This window comes from Aquabacterium sp. (genome assembly GCF_030652515.1).
Classification (GTDB): domain Bacteria; phylum Pseudomonadota; class Gammaproteobacteria; order Burkholderiales; family Burkholderiaceae_C; genus Aquabacterium.
Window position 1 is genome coordinate 1 of sequence record NZ_JAUSAR010000214.1, and the last position, 14,603, is coordinate 14,603.

General features: G+C 63.0%; 13 protein-coding genes. 8 read left to right on the forward strand and 5 right to left on the reverse strand.

Features of this window, described 5'->3' with window-relative positions:
* Both Q7V20_RS23280 and mnmC read left to right on the forward strand, forming a co-directional pair.
* Positions 1 to 571: 3-hydroxybutyrate dehydrogenase (locus Q7V20_RS23280; RefSeq protein ID WP_304796414.1), on the forward strand; the 571-nt coding region annotated here is incomplete at its 5' end.
* Positions 572 to 576: 5 nt separating this feature from the next.
* Positions 577 to 2,478 (forward strand): FAD-dependent 5-carboxymethylaminomethyl-2-thiouridine(34) oxidoreductase MnmC, encoded by a 1,902-nt coding sequence (gene mnmC / locus Q7V20_RS23285; protein WP_304796416.1) that lies wholly within the window; start codon positions 577 to 579, stop codon positions 2,476 to 2,478.
* Here the strand turns inward: mnmC and Q7V20_RS23290 are convergent.
* Positions 2,470 to 2,685 carry a hypothetical protein gene (locus tag Q7V20_RS23290; protein ID WP_304796419.1) on the reverse strand — a complete coding sequence of 72 codons (216 nt, stop codon included), beginning with the start codon at positions 2,683 to 2,685 and terminating at the stop codon, positions 2,470 to 2,472. The two genes, mnmC and Q7V20_RS23290, sit on opposite strands and share 9 nt — an antisense overlap.
* Positions 2,686 to 2,790: 105 nt before the next feature.
* Here Q7V20_RS23290 and Q7V20_RS23295 point away from each other — a divergent pair, with 105 nt between their 5' ends.
* From Q7V20_RS23295 to dnaJ, 4 genes are all read left to right on the forward strand, one after another.
* Positions 2,791 to 3,192, forward strand: a complete 402-nt coding sequence (locus Q7V20_RS23295; protein ID WP_304796422.1) for an RNA-binding S4 domain-containing protein — start codon at positions 2,791 to 2,793, stop codon at positions 3,190 to 3,192.
* Between the two features lie 91 nt (positions 3,193 to 3,283).
* Positions 3,284 to 3,829: a nucleotide exchange factor GrpE gene (gene grpE / locus Q7V20_RS23300; protein WP_304796425.1), complete on the forward strand. Its 546-nt coding sequence runs from the start codon at positions 3,284 to 3,286 to the stop codon at positions 3,827 to 3,829.
* Positions 3,830 to 3,958: 129 nt separating this feature from the next.
* Positions 3,959 to 5,899: a molecular chaperone DnaK gene (gene dnaK, locus Q7V20_RS23305; RefSeq protein WP_304796428.1), complete on the forward strand. Its 1,941-nt coding sequence runs from the start codon at positions 3,959 to 3,961 to the stop codon at positions 5,897 to 5,899.
* A gap of 90 nt (positions 5,900 to 5,989) precedes the next feature.
* Positions 5,990 to 7,141, forward strand: coding sequence for a molecular chaperone DnaJ (dnaJ, locus tag Q7V20_RS23310; RefSeq protein WP_304796431.1), 1,152 nt, complete (start codon positions 5,990 to 5,992; stop codon positions 7,139 to 7,141).
* A gap of 47 nt (positions 7,142 to 7,188) precedes the next feature.
* On the opposite strand, the gene Q7V20_RS23315 is transcribed toward dnaJ, so the two are convergent.
* Genes Q7V20_RS23315 through Q7V20_RS23325 form a run of 3 tightly spaced genes read right to left on the reverse strand, consistent with a single transcriptional unit; the run spans position 7,189 to position 9,829 of the window.
* A complete protein-coding gene (locus Q7V20_RS23315) occupies positions 7,189 to 7,956 on the reverse strand; it encodes an ABC transporter permease (protein WP_370652552.1) in 768 nt (255 codons plus the stop codon).
* Positions 7,957 to 7,964: 8 nt separating this feature from the next.
* Positions 7,965 to 8,792: an ABC transporter ATP-binding protein gene (locus tag Q7V20_RS23320; protein WP_304796433.1), complete on the reverse strand. Its 828-nt coding sequence runs from the start codon at positions 8,790 to 8,792 to the stop codon at positions 7,965 to 7,967.
* Entirely contained in the window at positions 8,789 to 9,829 is a 1,041-nt protein-coding gene (locus Q7V20_RS23325) for an ABC transporter substrate-binding protein (protein ID WP_304796436.1), read from the reverse strand. Before Q7V20_RS23325 ends, Q7V20_RS23320 begins: the two co-directional genes overlap by 4 nt.
* Before the next feature lie 145 nt (positions 9,830 to 9,974).
* Here Q7V20_RS23325 and Q7V20_RS23330 point away from each other — a divergent pair, with 145 nt between their 5' ends.
* Both Q7V20_RS23330 and Q7V20_RS23335 read left to right on the forward strand, forming a co-directional pair.
* A complete protein-coding gene (locus Q7V20_RS23330) occupies positions 9,975 to 11,615 on the forward strand; it encodes a tetratricopeptide repeat protein (protein WP_304796439.1) in 1,641 nt (546 codons plus the stop codon).
* Positions 11,616 to 11,631: 16 nt separating this feature from the next.
* On the forward strand, positions 11,632 to 12,255 hold the full coding sequence (locus Q7V20_RS23335; RefSeq protein ID WP_304796442.1) for a sensor histidine kinase KdpD: 624 nt from the start codon (positions 11,632 to 11,634) through the stop codon (positions 12,253 to 12,255).
* Between the two features lie 21 nt (positions 12,256 to 12,276).
* Here Q7V20_RS23335 and Q7V20_RS23340 read toward each other — a convergent pair whose 3' ends face one another.
* A complete protein-coding gene (locus Q7V20_RS23340) occupies positions 12,277 to 14,547 on the reverse strand; it encodes an arginine/lysine/ornithine decarboxylase (protein WP_304796445.1) in 2,271 nt (756 codons plus the stop codon).
* Positions 14,548 to 14,603 lie beyond the last annotated feature (56 nt).

Consider the following 14,603-nt stretch of genomic DNA (forward strand, 5'->3'; position numbering starts at 1 on the left):
GGCCATGATGGCCTACGCCACCGCGGAGTTCGGCGGCGTGGACATCCTGGTCAACAACGCCGGCATCCAGCACGTGGCCAATGTCGAGAACTTCCCCGTTGAAAAATGGGATGCCATCCTCGCCATCAACCTCAGCTCGGCCTTTCATACCATGCGCCTGGCGGTGCCGGCCATGCGGGCCAAGAACTGGGGCCGCATCATCAACGTGGCCTCGGCCCATGGCCTGGCGGCCTCGGCAGGCAAGTCGGCCTATGTGGCGGCCAAGCATGGCCTGGTGGGCCTGACCAAGGCGGTGGCGCTTGAAACGGCCACCACCGGCGTCACCGCCAACGCCATCTGCCCCGGCTGGGTGTTGACCCCTTTGGTGCAAAAACAGATCGAAGCCAAGGCCGAGCGCGAAGGTGTCACCCTTGAAGAAGCACAGCGCGGCCTGCTGGGTGAAAAGCAGCCCTCGCTGCAGTTCGTGACGCCCGCGCAGTTGGGCGACCTGGCCGTGTTCATGTGTTCTTCGGCTGGCGACAATGTGCGCGGCGTGGCCTGGAACATGGACGGCGGCTGGTTGGCGCAATAAGCAAGATGGCTTTTCTGGCGGGCGCTGCCCTGCCCGCCCGTTGGGCTCATCGAAGTGACTTCGTCATCCTGGAGGCCAGCTTTGGTCGGGGCCAACGCTTTTTGAGCACCTGGGCCGCCTGGCTGGCCGATCCGACCCGGTGCCAGCGTTTGGTCTACATCGCGCTGGATGCCCAACCGCCACTGAAGGCAGCCTTGAGCGATGCCCCCGACACGCAGTCCTTGGCTAAAAGGCTGGCCCAAAACTGGCCCGTGTTGACACCCGGGATGCACACCCTGGTGTTTGACGAAGGCCCCGCCCGCCAAGTCACCTTGCTGCTGGGTGTGGGCGAAATCGCGGACCTTGTGCCTCAATTGGTGGCACGGGTGGATGCCTTTTTGCTGGAGGGCGCGGCCCCGGCCCCGTTGGCACCCAACGGCGATGAAGGCTGGCTGTCGCGCTTGGCTCGTCTGGCTGCGCCCAGGTGCACCGCTGTGGCGCGGAGCAATGCCGTGAATGTGCTTGAAGGCCTGCGCCAGTCCGGCTTCAAAGCCGAGCCCCCCCATGAACCATCGCCTCAAACAGATCCGCTGAACTTTCTGTTCAAGCCTCACCACACCCCGCCTCCTTTGCCCGGCGGCTTGTGGCCAACGCACATCGAACCGGCGCAACGGCACGCCCTGGTCATCGGCGCCGGCTTGGCCGGCTGCGCTGCCGCCTGGGCACTGGCCCGACAAGGCTGGCGAATCACGCTGATTGACACCCACGCGGCGCCAGCAAAAGGGGCCTCGGGCAACCCCGCAGGCTTGTTCCACAGCATCGTCCATGGCGAAGATGGCCTCCATGCCCGGGCCCACCGTGCGGCCGCCTTGCGCACGGCGACGGTGGTGGCACCGATGTTGGCCGAGGGCCAATTCGCAGGCGCATGCCAGGGCCTGCTCAGACTGGACAATCTCACCGTCGCGGCAGAGGCCCGAGCCTTGCTCCATCGCCTTGGCCTGCCGCCCGAGCACCTGGAGTGGCTAGAGCAGGCGCAGGCTCGTGCCAAGGCGAACATCCCGGTCCCCAGCGGCGGCTGGCTGTTCCACCAAGGCGGTTGGCTGGACCCGGCTGGCTATGCTCAAGCCCTGCTGGCCGATGCCAAAAACCATGCCGAGGTCGTGTTCCTGCCTGGTCAGGGCGTGCACCAACTGCACCGCACCACACAGGCTGGCCAGGCCACCTGGCAGGCAAAAGACGCACAAAATCAGGTCATTGCCCAGGCGCCCGTGGTGATCATGGCGGGCGCGGGCGGCACCTCCGCACTGATTCAGGCGCTGCCCGGCGTGGCGCCTTTGCCCCTGTCAAGCCTGCGCGGTCAGATCAGCAGCCTGCCAGTGCACGAGGGCATCAGCGCCCCCCACCTCCCCGTCGCAGGCGCCGGCTATGCATTGCCTGCCCATGAGGGACGATTGTTGTTTGGCGCCACCAGCGATGTGGACGACCTGGACCCCCATGTTCGCGAGGCGGATCATGCCCACAACCTGGACCAAGCCTTTCAACTGGGCTGCCTGCCCCAGGCAAGCATGGCCAATGCCTTGCCCAGTGACCTGCAAGGCCGGGTGGGCTGGCGGGCCAGCACGCCTGATCGCCTGCCCTATGTGGGCGCGCTGCCTTTGGCCGATGCCCCACCGCCTGTTGTCGGGCAAAGAGCGCCCAGGATGGATCAACCACGGCTGATACCCCGACTGCGCGATGAACACGGCGGGGTCTACGTCATCACGGGATTCGGCTCAAGGGGCATCACCTGGGCCGCCTTGGCAGGGGAACTGCTGGCCTCGTGGGTCACGGGCAGCCCGTGCCCGATCGAGGCCCCTCTGCGCGATGCGCTGGACCCCGCCCGCATCGTGACGCGGGCCAAGGCCAAGGCACAGCCAACGTCAGGCTGAGGCTTCGGCCTGAGGTGCCGCGCCGTTGTTGTCGCCCGATTCGGCGTTGTCAGGCGTTGTGGTGTCGCCCTCGGCCGCATCTTGATCGGCGTCGGGGGCACCAGCCTCGCCCGTGCCACTGCGGCGTTGCTGGATCTTTTCTTCTTTTTTCTTCTTCTTGGCCAGCTCGCGCTGACGCTTTTCAAACTGATAGTTGGGTTTTGCCAATTTTGGTCCTCTGGCACCCGCTGCGGGCACCGCTGGGCAACATTGTCGTCGCAAAACTGGCGCGCCGGGGTGGGTACACTGGCGGGCTGGAAAAATACTTGCGACATGAGCGACAAATTACGTCTGGACAAATGGCTGTGGGCCGCGCGCTTTTACAAGACGCGCAGCCTGGCCGCTGACGACATCGACAAAGGCCGGGTCCAGGTCAACGAGATCGTGGCCAAGCCTTCGCGCGATTTGAAGATCGGCGACCGCATCGACCTGCGCCAGGGCACCCTGGTGCGCACCGTCATCGTCAAAACCCTCAGCAGCGTGCGGGGCGGTGCGCCCGTGGCCCAGACGATGTATGAAGAAACGCCTGACAGCATCACCCGCCGCGAACGCCACGCCGAGGAGCGCCGCACCCAGCCCGACCCCGCCCTGGCCATCGACCAGGGCCGCCCCACCAAGCGCGACCGGCGGCAATTGGCCGACTGGAACCGCTGGAGCGCTGGCGTCGACGACTAAATATTTCTTGCACAGGGTCTTGAAACCCCGTCCGCCGCCCCGAGATCTGCTGGGCTTTGATTGACTCACCTCATTAATTCCAATAAACACCATGAGCGACACGCCCGCGAACGCCGAAAACCTTGACCCGGTCGATGCCGCCCCCGGCGCCGCCGAGCCGCTTGAGGCCAGCATTGAGCAGCAACTGGCCGAACTGCACGCCAAGCACACCGAGGTCTCGGACGCTTACCTGCGCGCCAAGGCCGAGGCTGAAAACACCCGCCGCCGCGCCGATGACGAAATCTCCAAGGCCCGCAAGTTCGCGGTGGAATCCTTCGCCGACAGCCTGTTGCCCGTCAAGGACAGCCTGGAAGCGGCCATCGCCACTCAACTGTCCAAGCCCGACACGCCCATCGAAACCGTGATGGAGGGCGTTCAGGCCACCTTGCGCCAGTTGGGTGCGGCCCTGGAACGCAACAAGGTGATCGAGATCAACCCCGCCACCGGCGCCAAGTTTGATCCGCATCAGCATCAGGCCATCAGCATGGTGCCCGCCGACCAGGAAGCCAATACCGTGGTGGGCGTGCTGCAAAAGGGCTACCTGATCAACGACCGCGTCCTGCGCCCGGCCTTGGTCACGGTGGCCGCGCCAAAGTAAAAGCGTCCGTGGTGTGCCTGGCGGAAAAAAGCGAAAAAACGCTCAAAAACCCGCCCAAAGGCCTTGAAATCCCACCCAACAGACGCAAATGACGAACAACTGAATTGAAGTTTCCAAGGAGCTAGAAACATGGGCAAGATCATCGGCATCGACTTGGGCACCACGAACTCGTGCGTGTCCATCATGGAAGGCAACACCCCCAAAGTGATCGAAAACAGCGAAGGTGCCCGCACCACGCCCTCGATCATTGCCTACCAGGAAGACGGCGAGGTGCTGGTTGGCGCTTCCGCCAAGCGCCAGGCCGTCACCAACCCGCGCAACACGCTGTACGCCGTCAAGCGCCTGATTGGCCGCAAGTTCACTGAAAAAGAAGTCCAGAAGGACATCGAACTGATGCCCTACACCATCGCAGCGGCCGACAATGGCGACGCCTGGGTGGAAGTGCGCGGCAAGAAAATGGCCCCGCAGCAGATCAGCGCCGACATCCTGCGCAAGATGAAGAAGACCGCCGAGGACTACCTGGGCGAAGAAGTGACCGAGGCCGTCATCACGGTGCCCGCCTACTTCAATGACGCACAGCGCCAGGCCACCAAAGACGCTGGCCGCATTGCCGGCCTGGACGTCAAGCGCATCATCAACGAACCAACCGCGGCTGCCCTGGCTTTCGGCCTGGACAAGACCAGCACCGGTGACCGCAAGATCGCCGTGTACGACTTGGGTGGCGGCACGTTTGACGTGTCCATCATCGAAATCGCCGACGTGGATGGCGAAAAGCAGTTCGAAGTGCTGTCGACCAACGGCGACACCTTCCTGGGCGGCGAAGACTTCGACCAGCGCATCATCGACTTCATCGTGGCCGAGTTCAAGAAGGACCAGGGCGTTGACCTGACCAAGGACGTGCTGGCCCTGCAACGCCTGAAGGAAGCCGCTGAAAAGGCCAAGATCGAACTCTCGAACAGCTCGCAGACCGACGTCAACCTGCCCTACATCACGGCCGACGCCAGTGGTCCCAAGCACTTGAACGTCAAGCTGACCCGCGCCAAGCTGGAGTCGCTGGTCGAAGAGCTGATCGAACGCACGATCGCACCCTGCCGCACCGCCATCAAGGACGCTGGCGTGAGCGTGGCCGACATCCAGGACGTGATCCTGGTCGGCGGCATGACCCGCATGCCCAAGGTGCAAGAGAAGGTCAAGGAGTTCTTCGGCAAGGATCCCCGCAAGGACGTGAACCCTGACGAAGCCGTGGCCGTGGGCGCCGCCATTCAAGGCCAGGTTCTGGCCGGTGACCGCACCGACGTGCTGCTGCTGGACGTGACCCCGTTGTCGCTGGGCATCGAGACCATGGGCGGCGTGATGACCAAGATGATCGCCAAGAACACGACCATCCCCACCAAGTTCGCGCAGACCTTCTCGACGGCCGAAGACAGCCAGCCTGCCGTGACGATCAAGGTGTTCCAGGGCGAGCGCGAGCTGGCCTCGGGCAACAAGATGCTGGGCGAGTTCAACCTCGAAGGCATCCCGCCCGCACCGCGTGGCACGCCGCAGATCGAAGTGTCCTTCGACATCGACGCCAACGGCATCCTGCACGTGGGCGCCAAGGACAAGGGCACCGGCAAGGAAAACAAGATCACCATCAAGGCGAACTCGGGCCTGACCGAGGACGAAATCCAGAAGATGGTGAAGGACGCCGAGCTGAACGCCGTCGACGACAAGAAGAAGGTCGAGCTGGTGCAGGCCAAGAACCAGGGCGATGCCATGGTTCACAGCGTGCGCAAGTCGCTGACCGAGTACGGCGACAAGCTGGACGCTGCTGAAAAGGAAAAGATCGAAGCCGCGATCAAGGACGTTGACGAAGCCATCAAGGGCGACGACAAGGACGACATCGAGGCCAAGACCAACGCCTTGATGACCGCCAGCCAGAAGCTGGGCGAGAAGATGTACGCCGACATGCAGGCCGCCCAAGGCGCAGCCGGTGGCGCGCCTGGTGGCGAGGCCGAAGGTGCCTCGGAAGCCAAGCCTGCCGACGACAACGTCGTGGACGCCGAGTTCAAGGAAGTCAAGAAAGACTGAAGCGTCTTTTCATCGAGCTTTTGGGGCACAGACGCGTGAGGGACAATCCCCCACCCCTGTGCCCCTTGTCACTCACAGCCTGAAAGCATCATGGCGACGAAACGCGATTACTACGAAGTTCTGGGACTCGCCAAAGGCGCCTCCGAGGAAGACATCAAAAAGGCCTACCGCAAGCTGGCCATGAAGCATCACCCTGACCGCAATCAGGGTGAGAAATCCAAGGACGCCGAAGAAAAGTTCAAGGAAGCCAAAGAGGCCTACGAGATGCTCTCGGACGCCAAGAAACGCGCGGCCTACGACCAGTTCGGCCACGCAGGCGTCGATCCGAACATGGGCGGCCGTGGCGGCCAGGGCGCAGAAGGCTTTGGCGGCTTTGCCGACGCCTTTGGCGACATTTTTGGCGACATCTTCGGCCAGGGTGGCCAAGGTGGTGGCCGACGTGGCGGCGGGCCCCAGGTCTACCGCGGCAGCGACCTGTCCTACGCGATGGAAATCACGCTGGAAGAAGCGGCCACCGGCAAGGACACGCAGATCCGCATCCCCAGCTGGGAAGACTGCGTCACCTGCAGCGGCACCGGCGCCAAGCCTGGCACCAGCGCCAAGACCTGCCCCACCTGCAATGGCGCGGGCAATGTGCACATGCGCCAAGGCTTTTTCAGCGTGCAGCAAACCTGCCCGCACTGCCAGGGCACCGGCAAGGTCATCCCCGAGCCGTGCGTCACTTGCAGCGGCCAAGGCCGCGTCAAGAAGACCAAGACGCTGGAAGTCAAGATCCCGGCCGGCATCAACGAAGGCATGCGCATCCGCTCTGCGGGCAATGGCGAGCCCGGCACCAATGGCGGCCCCGCTGGCGATCTCTACATCGAGATCCGCATCAAGCAGCACGAGATCTTCGAGCGCGATGGCGACGACCTGCACTGCAATGTGCCGATCCCGCTGACGTCAGCGGCCCTGGGCGGTTCGATCGAGGTGCCCACGCTGGGCGGCAAGGCCGAGATCGACATCCCCGAAGGCACGCAGCACGGCAAGACCTTCCGCCTGCGCGGCAAGGGCATCAAGGGCATCCGGGCCAGCTACCCGGGCGACCTGTACTGCCACATCTCGGTCGAGACACCCGTCAAGCTGACCGAGCACCAGCGCAAGCTGCTGAAGGAGCTGGACGAGTCCTTCAAAAAAGGCGGCGAGAAGCACTCACCCAACAGCAAAAGCTGGACTGATCGGGTGAAGAACATCTTCAAGTGACGTGAAGCCAAGCAAAGGCACCCTCGGGTGCCTTTTTCAATGGTGCTTCAATGGTTCTGGTTGCTGCGGTGCGCCCAAGCCGTGGTGCGGGTTTCAATCACCGAGAACAGCTCGTACATGATCATGGCCATGGCCCCCACCACCATCAGCCCACCAAACGCCAGTCCCATTTGCATGGACGAACCGGCCGAGATCAGCAGGTAGCCAATGCCTTCGTTTGAGGCCGTCATCTCGGACACGGTGGTGCCGACAAACGCCAAGGTGATGGCCACCTTCAGCGAACCATAAAAGTAAGGCATGGAGCGTGGCAACCCCACCTTGATCAGCACATCCCAACGGCGCGCGCCCAGCACCCGCAGAACGTCTTCCAGCTCGGGCTCCAGCGTGGCCAGGCCGGTGGCAATGTTGACCATGATCGGAAAGAAGCTGATCAGGAAGGCCGTCAGCACCGCCGGGCCCACGCCAATGCCGAACCAGACCACCAGGATCGGTATGAAGGCCGCCTTGGGCAAGGCATTGAAAGCAGTCATCAGCGGGTAGATCGCCGAATAGGCCAGGCGTGAACTGCCCACCAGGAAGCCCAGCAACACGCCCACCACGATGGCGATGCCAAAGCCGACCATCGTCACCCAGAAGGTGCGCCAGGCGTGCTTGAGGATCTCTGAATGAAACTCGACCAGTTGCTGCGCAATGCGCGTCGGGCTGGGGAAGATGTACTCGGACACCGAGAAGGCACTGCACACCACCTGCCACAGCAGCAGGATGATCAGCAACAGGCCCCAGGGTGCCCAGCGCTCCAGTTGGGGTGAACTCAACTTCATGGTCATTGCGCCACCTCCGGCGAGGCCGCCATGGACGTGGGCTTGCGCATGGCACCAATGTGCGCGCGCAACTCGTGCACTATGTTGGTGAACTCTGGCGTGTAAGTCACCTCCAGATCACGTGGGCGCGGCAACTCGATCTCGCGCTTGGCCAGGATGCGGCCCGGGCTGCGGCTCATCACATAGACCGTGTCCGCAAGGAACACGGCTTCGCGCAGGTCGTGGGTCACCAGGATGACGTTGAAGCCACGCTGGGCTTGCAGGTCGCGCAAGGCGCACCACAGCTCTTCACGGGTGAAGGCATCCAGGGCGCCAAAGGGCTCGTCCAGCAACAACATCTTGGGCTCGTGGATGAGCGCGCGGCAGATGCTGGCGCGCTGCTGCATGCCACCCGACAACTGCCAGGGGAATTTGTCTTCATAGCCACCCAGACCCACGCTTTGCAGCAGGGCCCGGGCCTTGGCCTCGTACTCGGCCCGCTTGGCGCGGAAGTTCGAGCGGTAAGGCTCGACGATCTCCAGCGGCAAGAGCACGTTGTCCACCGTGGTCCGCCAAGGCAGCAGCGACGGCGCCTGAAACGCCATGCCGGTGATCTTCAACGGCCCGGTCACGGGCTGACCACCGATCGTGATGCTGCCGCGCGAGGGCATCTTCAAGCCGGTGGTCAGCTTCATGAAGGTGGATTTGCCGCAACCCGATGGGCCCACGATGGCGACGAACTCACCCTCGCGGATGCTCAGGCTGACGTCCTCCACCGCGAACTGCTGTTGCGCCAGCAAGGCCTCGTTGTAGGCCAGCCAGACGTTCTTGAAATCGACAAATGAGCTCATCGTCCGTCACTCACTTCTTGGCGGGGCAGCACATTCAACTCCGCGATGGACGGCAGGTAGGCTGGCGTCCAGACGGCCTCCGGGTTCACGCGCGATTTGGTGCTGAAGGCGTCGGCCACCTGAGAGGCCATCAAGGACAGGCGCGGCAATTTCACCTGGCCAAAGCCTTCGGCACGGGCGTCCGGGCTGTTGACCACCTGGTCGATGGCCATCTTGAGTCGGCGTTTTTCAACCTCGACATTGATGATGCCGTCTCGGGCCTTGACCGCCTCGATGCTGGCATCAGGATTGGCCAGCACTTCCTTGACACCCTTGCTGAAGGCCAGCAAAAATGCCTTCACGGCCTCGGGGTTGTCTTTCAGGATGCGGGGCGACGCGATGATGGCGTTGCCGTACAGCTTCACCCCGTGCTGGGCGTAAGGCAGCACCACGATGTCCTGAGGCTTGACGCCACGGGCTTCCAGGTTCAGCATGGACGTGAATGAAAAACCGGTGATGGCGTCGACATCACCCCGCACCAACATGGTTTCACGCAAGGCCGGGTCCATGCTGGTCCAGGTCACCGCCCCCACCTTGTTGGCTTTGGCAAAGATGGGCCAGGCTTTGCGGCCAGCGTCAAACACCGGGGCGCCCAGCCTCTTGCCCGCCAGGTCGGCTGGCGTCTTGATGCCCGAGGCCTTGAGGGCAAAAGCGGCCGCTGGCGTGTTGTTGTAGACCATCATGATGGCCACGGGCTTGTTGGGCGCATCCGGGTTGTTCGCGTGGAACTCCATCAGCGCGGCCATGTCGGCAAGACCCAGGTCATAAGAGCCCGAGGCCACGCGGGTGACCGTGCCGCCCGATCCATTGCCGGCATCAATGCTCACGTCCAGCCCGGCTTGTTTGAAGTACCCCTTGGCCACTGGCTGAAGGAACAAGGCTGAAGGCCCCTCAAAACGCCAGTCCAGCTGAAATTTGATGGGGGTGGCCGCCTGGCACAGGCTCACGCCAGCGATTTGAATCAGGAGAACGCGACGGATCAGCTTGGACAGGGTCATTTGGCAAAACTCCACGAGGGCAAAAGGGATGCTCCGGCTTACGCAAGATCTGTGCACAGTTGGTGCATGGGGCTCAAGTTGGGCCCCTGAAATGCCGAAATGCGAAATACAGCGTGGTTCAGCCACAGGATGCGGGTAATTTTTCATGGCAACTCAAACTCAGTTCTCAAACCTTCAAGCCCTGGTCATCGACGACATGTCGGTGCAGCAGACCACCTTGCGTGGCCAACTGGGCCAGCTGGGCATCACCCGGGTTGACGTGGCCGCCAACGCGGAAGACGCCGCGCGCCAGATCAGGAGCCGCCGCTACAACCTCATCCTGTGCGACTACAACCTGAACCAGAAAACCGACGGCCAGCAATTGTTCGAGCACCTGCGCGACACCAACCTGCTGCCGGTGGACTGCCTGTTTTTCATGGTGACGGCCGAAAGCGGCTATGCCTCGGTGGCTGCCGCGACTGAGCACCACCCGGACGCCTACCTGCTCAAGCCCATCACCGCCAGCCACATCGAAGACCGCCTGAAAGCTTTGCTTGAAAAGCGCGATGCCCTGCTGCCCATCACCCAGAAACTGGCCAAGGAGGATCTGCTGGGCGCGGTCCAGGCCTGCGACCAGCTCCTGAAAGCCGAAAACCGCTGGACGATGGCCGCCTTGCAGATCAAGGGCAAAACCCTGCTGCAACTGGGCAAGCACGAAGAAGCCAAGCAGACCTACCGGCAGGCCCTGGACAAGCGCGCGAACCTGGCCTGGGCGCAACTGGGCCTGGCCCGAGCGCACAAAGCGGCGGGCCAGTTCGACGAAGCCAGGCAATTGGCCCAGGACATCATCCAGACCCCCGAAGGCGCGAAAAACGTGGCCGCCTATGACGTGGTCGCCGAATCGATGGATGCCCAGGGCGATGCGCAAGGTGCCATGTGGGTCTTGCGCGATGCGGCCACCGTGGTGCCCTCCTCCCGGCGTCAACGCCTGCTGGGCGAAAGCGCTTACCGCAATGGCGACCTGGACACCGCCAAGGAATGCATGCAAAAGGTGGCCAAAGCCACCCGGGGCTCCGTGATCGCCCAGCCCCAGGACACCTTGTTGCTGGCGCAAGCCATGGTCGACATGGGCGAGACCGCCGAAGCCTTGAAGCTGCTGGCCGACGCCAACACCCTGTACCGCAACCTGCCCGAGTTTGGCAGCGTGGCCTTGGCCATCCAGGTTCAAGCGCAAGTCAAAGCTGGCACGCCAGACGAAGCCGAGAAAACACTCAAACGCGCCCGCGAAACCCTTCGCAAAGGCAAGGCCGACTTCGCCACCATCGCCCTGGCCAAGGCTGAGTTGATGGCCGGGCACGAAGAAGAAGGCTTGAAGCTGCTGGCCACCGCCGTCAGCGCGGACCACGAGAACCCCAAGACCAAGCAGTTGATCGGCAATGCCCTGCGCAACACGGGCCACGAAGACAAGATCGACCGCATCATCAACACCTCGTCGGCTGCCATGCAGACCCGCGTGCAGGATGCCCGCAAGCTGCTGCGGGACAGCAAGATGGATGAGGCCGTCGCCGCCATTGAAACCGCCGTGCGCGACTACCCGGAAAACACCGGAGTGCTTCTGCAAGCAGCCCAGATCAATTGCATGGCCTTGCGGCTGAAGAAGGAATACAACAGCGGCATGGTTGAACGTGTACGCCTGTACCTGAACCGCCTGGAACAGCTCCTGCCAGGCAACGACCGCGTGACCATGATGAAGCGCTATTTCCGAGAGACCCTGGCCAGCATGGAACCTGCCTCGGCCCCTCACTGAGCCTGAGCACGACACCATGGAAACCGCCTCCTTTGCCCTCATCGCCCACGATTTGAAGAATGCACTGGGCACCCTTGAAAGTGAACTGGAAGCCCTGATCGACCAGCCGGACCCCGGCCTGGCCCAAAGTGCCTATGTGCACTGCACCGAGTTGCGCAGGCAATTCGTTCAGTTCCTGACCGTGTATGGCGCGGGCGATGGCCTGAAGGTGCACAGCGAGGACGAGTCGCCGCTCGACATGCTGAAGTCGCTGCAGCACACGGCCGCGCTCAAGCGCCTGATCACGCCAGGCACCTCAAAAGTAACTTTGACCGATGGCGGCAACGGCATGCCTTCGTTCTGGTACCTGGACCGGCGGCTGGTGTACATGGCGCTGGAAGCCGCGCTTCACAACGCCATCAGATTCAGCCGGCAACAGGTGGTCATGGGCGCCCGCGAGCAGGATGGCTACCTGGTGCTGAGCATCGACGACGATGGCCCCGGCCTGGGCGCCATCGACCCCTCCGACCAATCCACCGGCCTGGGCACAGCCTTGTGCGAGGCTGTGGCCAAGGCCCACCGCTGCGGTGACCGTGAGGGGCGGGTCGCGCTGGTCAACCGCCCGGAAGGCGGCGCCAGCTTCGAGCTCTGGCTGCCCTGAGCCCGCCATCAAGGCTGAGGATCAGCCTTCGTCCTTGACGCAATCGACGTAATAGCAGAGCTCGCCCGCTTCATTGGGCTGGGCCACCAGGCCGTGCACGTCGGTGGTGAAGCCAGGGAACATGCGGTTGAAATCGCGGGCGAAACGCAGGTAGTCCACGATCTTCTTGTTGAAGCGCTCACCGGGGATCAGCAAGGGGATGCCGGGCGGGTAAGGCGTCAGCAAGGCGGTCGTCACACGGCCTTCCAGCTGTTCGATCTCGACGCGCTCGGTCTTGCGGTGCGCGATGTAGGCGTAGGCCTCGCTGGGCTTCATCGCAGGCTGCAGGTCCGAGAGGTACATCTCGGTCGTCAGGCGCGCGATGTCGCTCTTGGCGTACATCTGGTGGATGCGCTGGCACAGGTCGCTCAGGCCCACGCGCTCGTAGATCGGGAACTTGGCGCAGAACTCGGGCAGCACACGCCACATGGGCTGGTTCTTGTCGTAGTCGTCCTTGAACTGCTGCAAGGCGGTCAGCAGCGTGTTCCAGCGGCCCTTGGTGATGCCGATGGTGAACATGATGAAGAACGAGTACAAGCCCGTCTTCTCGACCACCACGCCGTGCTCGGCCAGGTACTTGGTGACGATGCTGGCGGGGATGCCGGTCTTGGCGAACTTGCCCGACACATCCAGGCCAGGGTTGACGATGGTCGACTTGATCGGGTCGAGCATATTGAAACCATCGGCCAGGTCGCCAAAGCCGTGCCACTTGTCGTTGCCCTTGAGCATCCAGTCGTCGGGCGAGCCCACATCGTCCTTGGTGAGCTTGTCCGGGCCCCAGACCTTGAACCACCAGTCCTTGCCGAACTCCTTGTCCACCTTGCGCATGGCGCGGCGGAAGTCCAGCGCTTCTTTCAGGCTTTCTTCCACCAGCGCTGTGCCGCCGGGCGGCTCCATCATGGCAGCGGCCACATCGCACGAAGCAATGATGGCGTACTGCGGGCTGGTGGAGGTGTGCATCAGGTAGGCTTCATTGAAGAGGTGCGTGTCCAGCTTGGTGTTCTGCGCGTCTTGCACCAGCACCTGCGAAGCCTGGCTGATGCCGGCCAGCAGCTTGTGCGTGGACTGCGTGGCGTAGACCACCGCCTGCTTGGGGCGCACGCGGTCCTTGCCCATGGCATGGAACTCGCCATAGAAGTTGTGGAAGGCGGCGTGCGGCAACCAGGCTTCGTCGAAGTGGATGTTGTCGATCCAGCCGTCGAGCATGCCCTTGATGGTTTCGGTGTTGTAGAGCACGCCGTCATACGTGCTCTGCGTGATCGTCAGGATGCGCGGCTTGACCTTCTTCGGGTCCACGCCCTTGAGCAGCGGGTGGGCCTTGATCTTCTTCTCGATCGAGGCGCGCGTGAACTCGCTTTGCGGGATCGGGCCAATCAGGCCGAAGTGGTTGCGCGTGGGGGTCAGGAACACGGGGATGGCCCCGGTCATGATGATCGCGTGCAGGATGGACTTGTGGCAGTTGCGGTCCACCAGGACCACATCGCCCGGGGCCACCGTGTGGTGCCACACCATCTTGTTGGAGGTGGATGTGCCGTTGGTGACAAAGAAGCAGTGGTCGGCGTTGAAGATGCGCGCGGCATTGCGCTCGGAGGCGGCCACGGGGCCGGTGTGGTCCAGCAACTGGCCCAACTCTTCCACCGCGTTGCACACATCGGCGCGCAGCATGTTCTCGCCATAGAACTGGTGGAACATCTGGCCCACCGGGCTCTTCAGAAATGCCACGCCACCCGAGTGGCCAGGGCAGTGCCAGGAGTAGGAGCCATCTTGCGCATAGTCCATCAGCGCCTTGAAGAATGGCGGCGCCAGCGAATCCAGGTAGCTTTTAGCCTCACGGATCACGTGGCGCGCCAGGAACTCGGGCGTCTCCTCGAACATGTGGATGAAGCCGTGCAGCTCACGCAGGATGTCGTTGGGGATGTGCTGCGACGTGCGCGTCTCGCCATACAGGTAGATGGGGATGTCGGCGTTCTTGAAGCGGATCTCGCTGACGAAAGCCCGCAAGACCTTGAGGGCCGAATCAACCTCGCCCTTGGAGCCAGCGCCAAACTCTTCGTCGTCGATCGACAGGATGAAGGCGCTGGCCCGGCTTTGCTGCTGCGCAAATTGCGACAGGTCGCCGTAGTTGGTCACGCCCAAGACTTCGAAACCCTCTTTCACGATGGCGTCGGCCAGGGCGCGGATGCCCAGACCCGAGGTGTTTTCGGAGCGGAAGTCTTCGTCGATGATGACGATGGGAAAACGGAAACGCAGCATGGCCAAAACCCCTGTGGGCAAAGTCGGGCGGGCGCCCGGAAAACGCGAAAGCGCGA

Coding starts and splice junctions, on each gene's coding strand:
- dnaK (WP_304796428.1), top strand. CDS start 3,959: ATGGGCAAGATCATCGGCATCGACTTGGGCACCACGAACTCGTGCGTG.
- Q7V20_RS23320 (WP_304796433.1), bottom strand. CDS start 8,792: ATGAGCTCATTTGTCGATTTCAAGAACGTCTGGCTGGCCTACAACGAG.
- Q7V20_RS23295 (WP_304796422.1), top strand. CDS start 2,791: ATGAGCGACAAATTACGTCTGGACAAATGGCTGTGGGCCGCGCGCTTT.
- Q7V20_RS23325 (WP_304796436.1), bottom strand. CDS start 9,829: ATGACCCTGTCCAAGCTGATCCGTCGCGTTCTCCTGATTCAAATCGCT.
- dnaJ (WP_304796431.1), top strand. CDS start 5,990: ATGGCGACGAAACGCGATTACTACGAAGTTCTGGGACTCGCCAAAGGC.
- Q7V20_RS23335 (WP_304796442.1), top strand. CDS start 11,632: ATGGAAACCGCCTCCTTTGCCCTCATCGCCCACGATTTGAAGAATGCA.
- Q7V20_RS23340 (WP_304796445.1), bottom strand. CDS start 14,547: ATGCTGCGTTTCCGTTTTCCCATCGTCATCATCGACGAAGACTTCCGC.
- mnmC (WP_304796416.1), top strand. CDS start 577: ATGGCTTTTCTGGCGGGCGCTGCCCTGCCCGCCCGTTGGGCTCATCGA.
- Q7V20_RS23330 (WP_304796439.1), top strand. CDS start 9,975: ATGGCAACTCAAACTCAGTTCTCAAACCTTCAAGCCCTGGTCATCGAC.
- grpE (WP_304796425.1), top strand. CDS start 3,284: ATGAGCGACACGCCCGCGAACGCCGAAAACCTTGACCCGGTCGATGCC.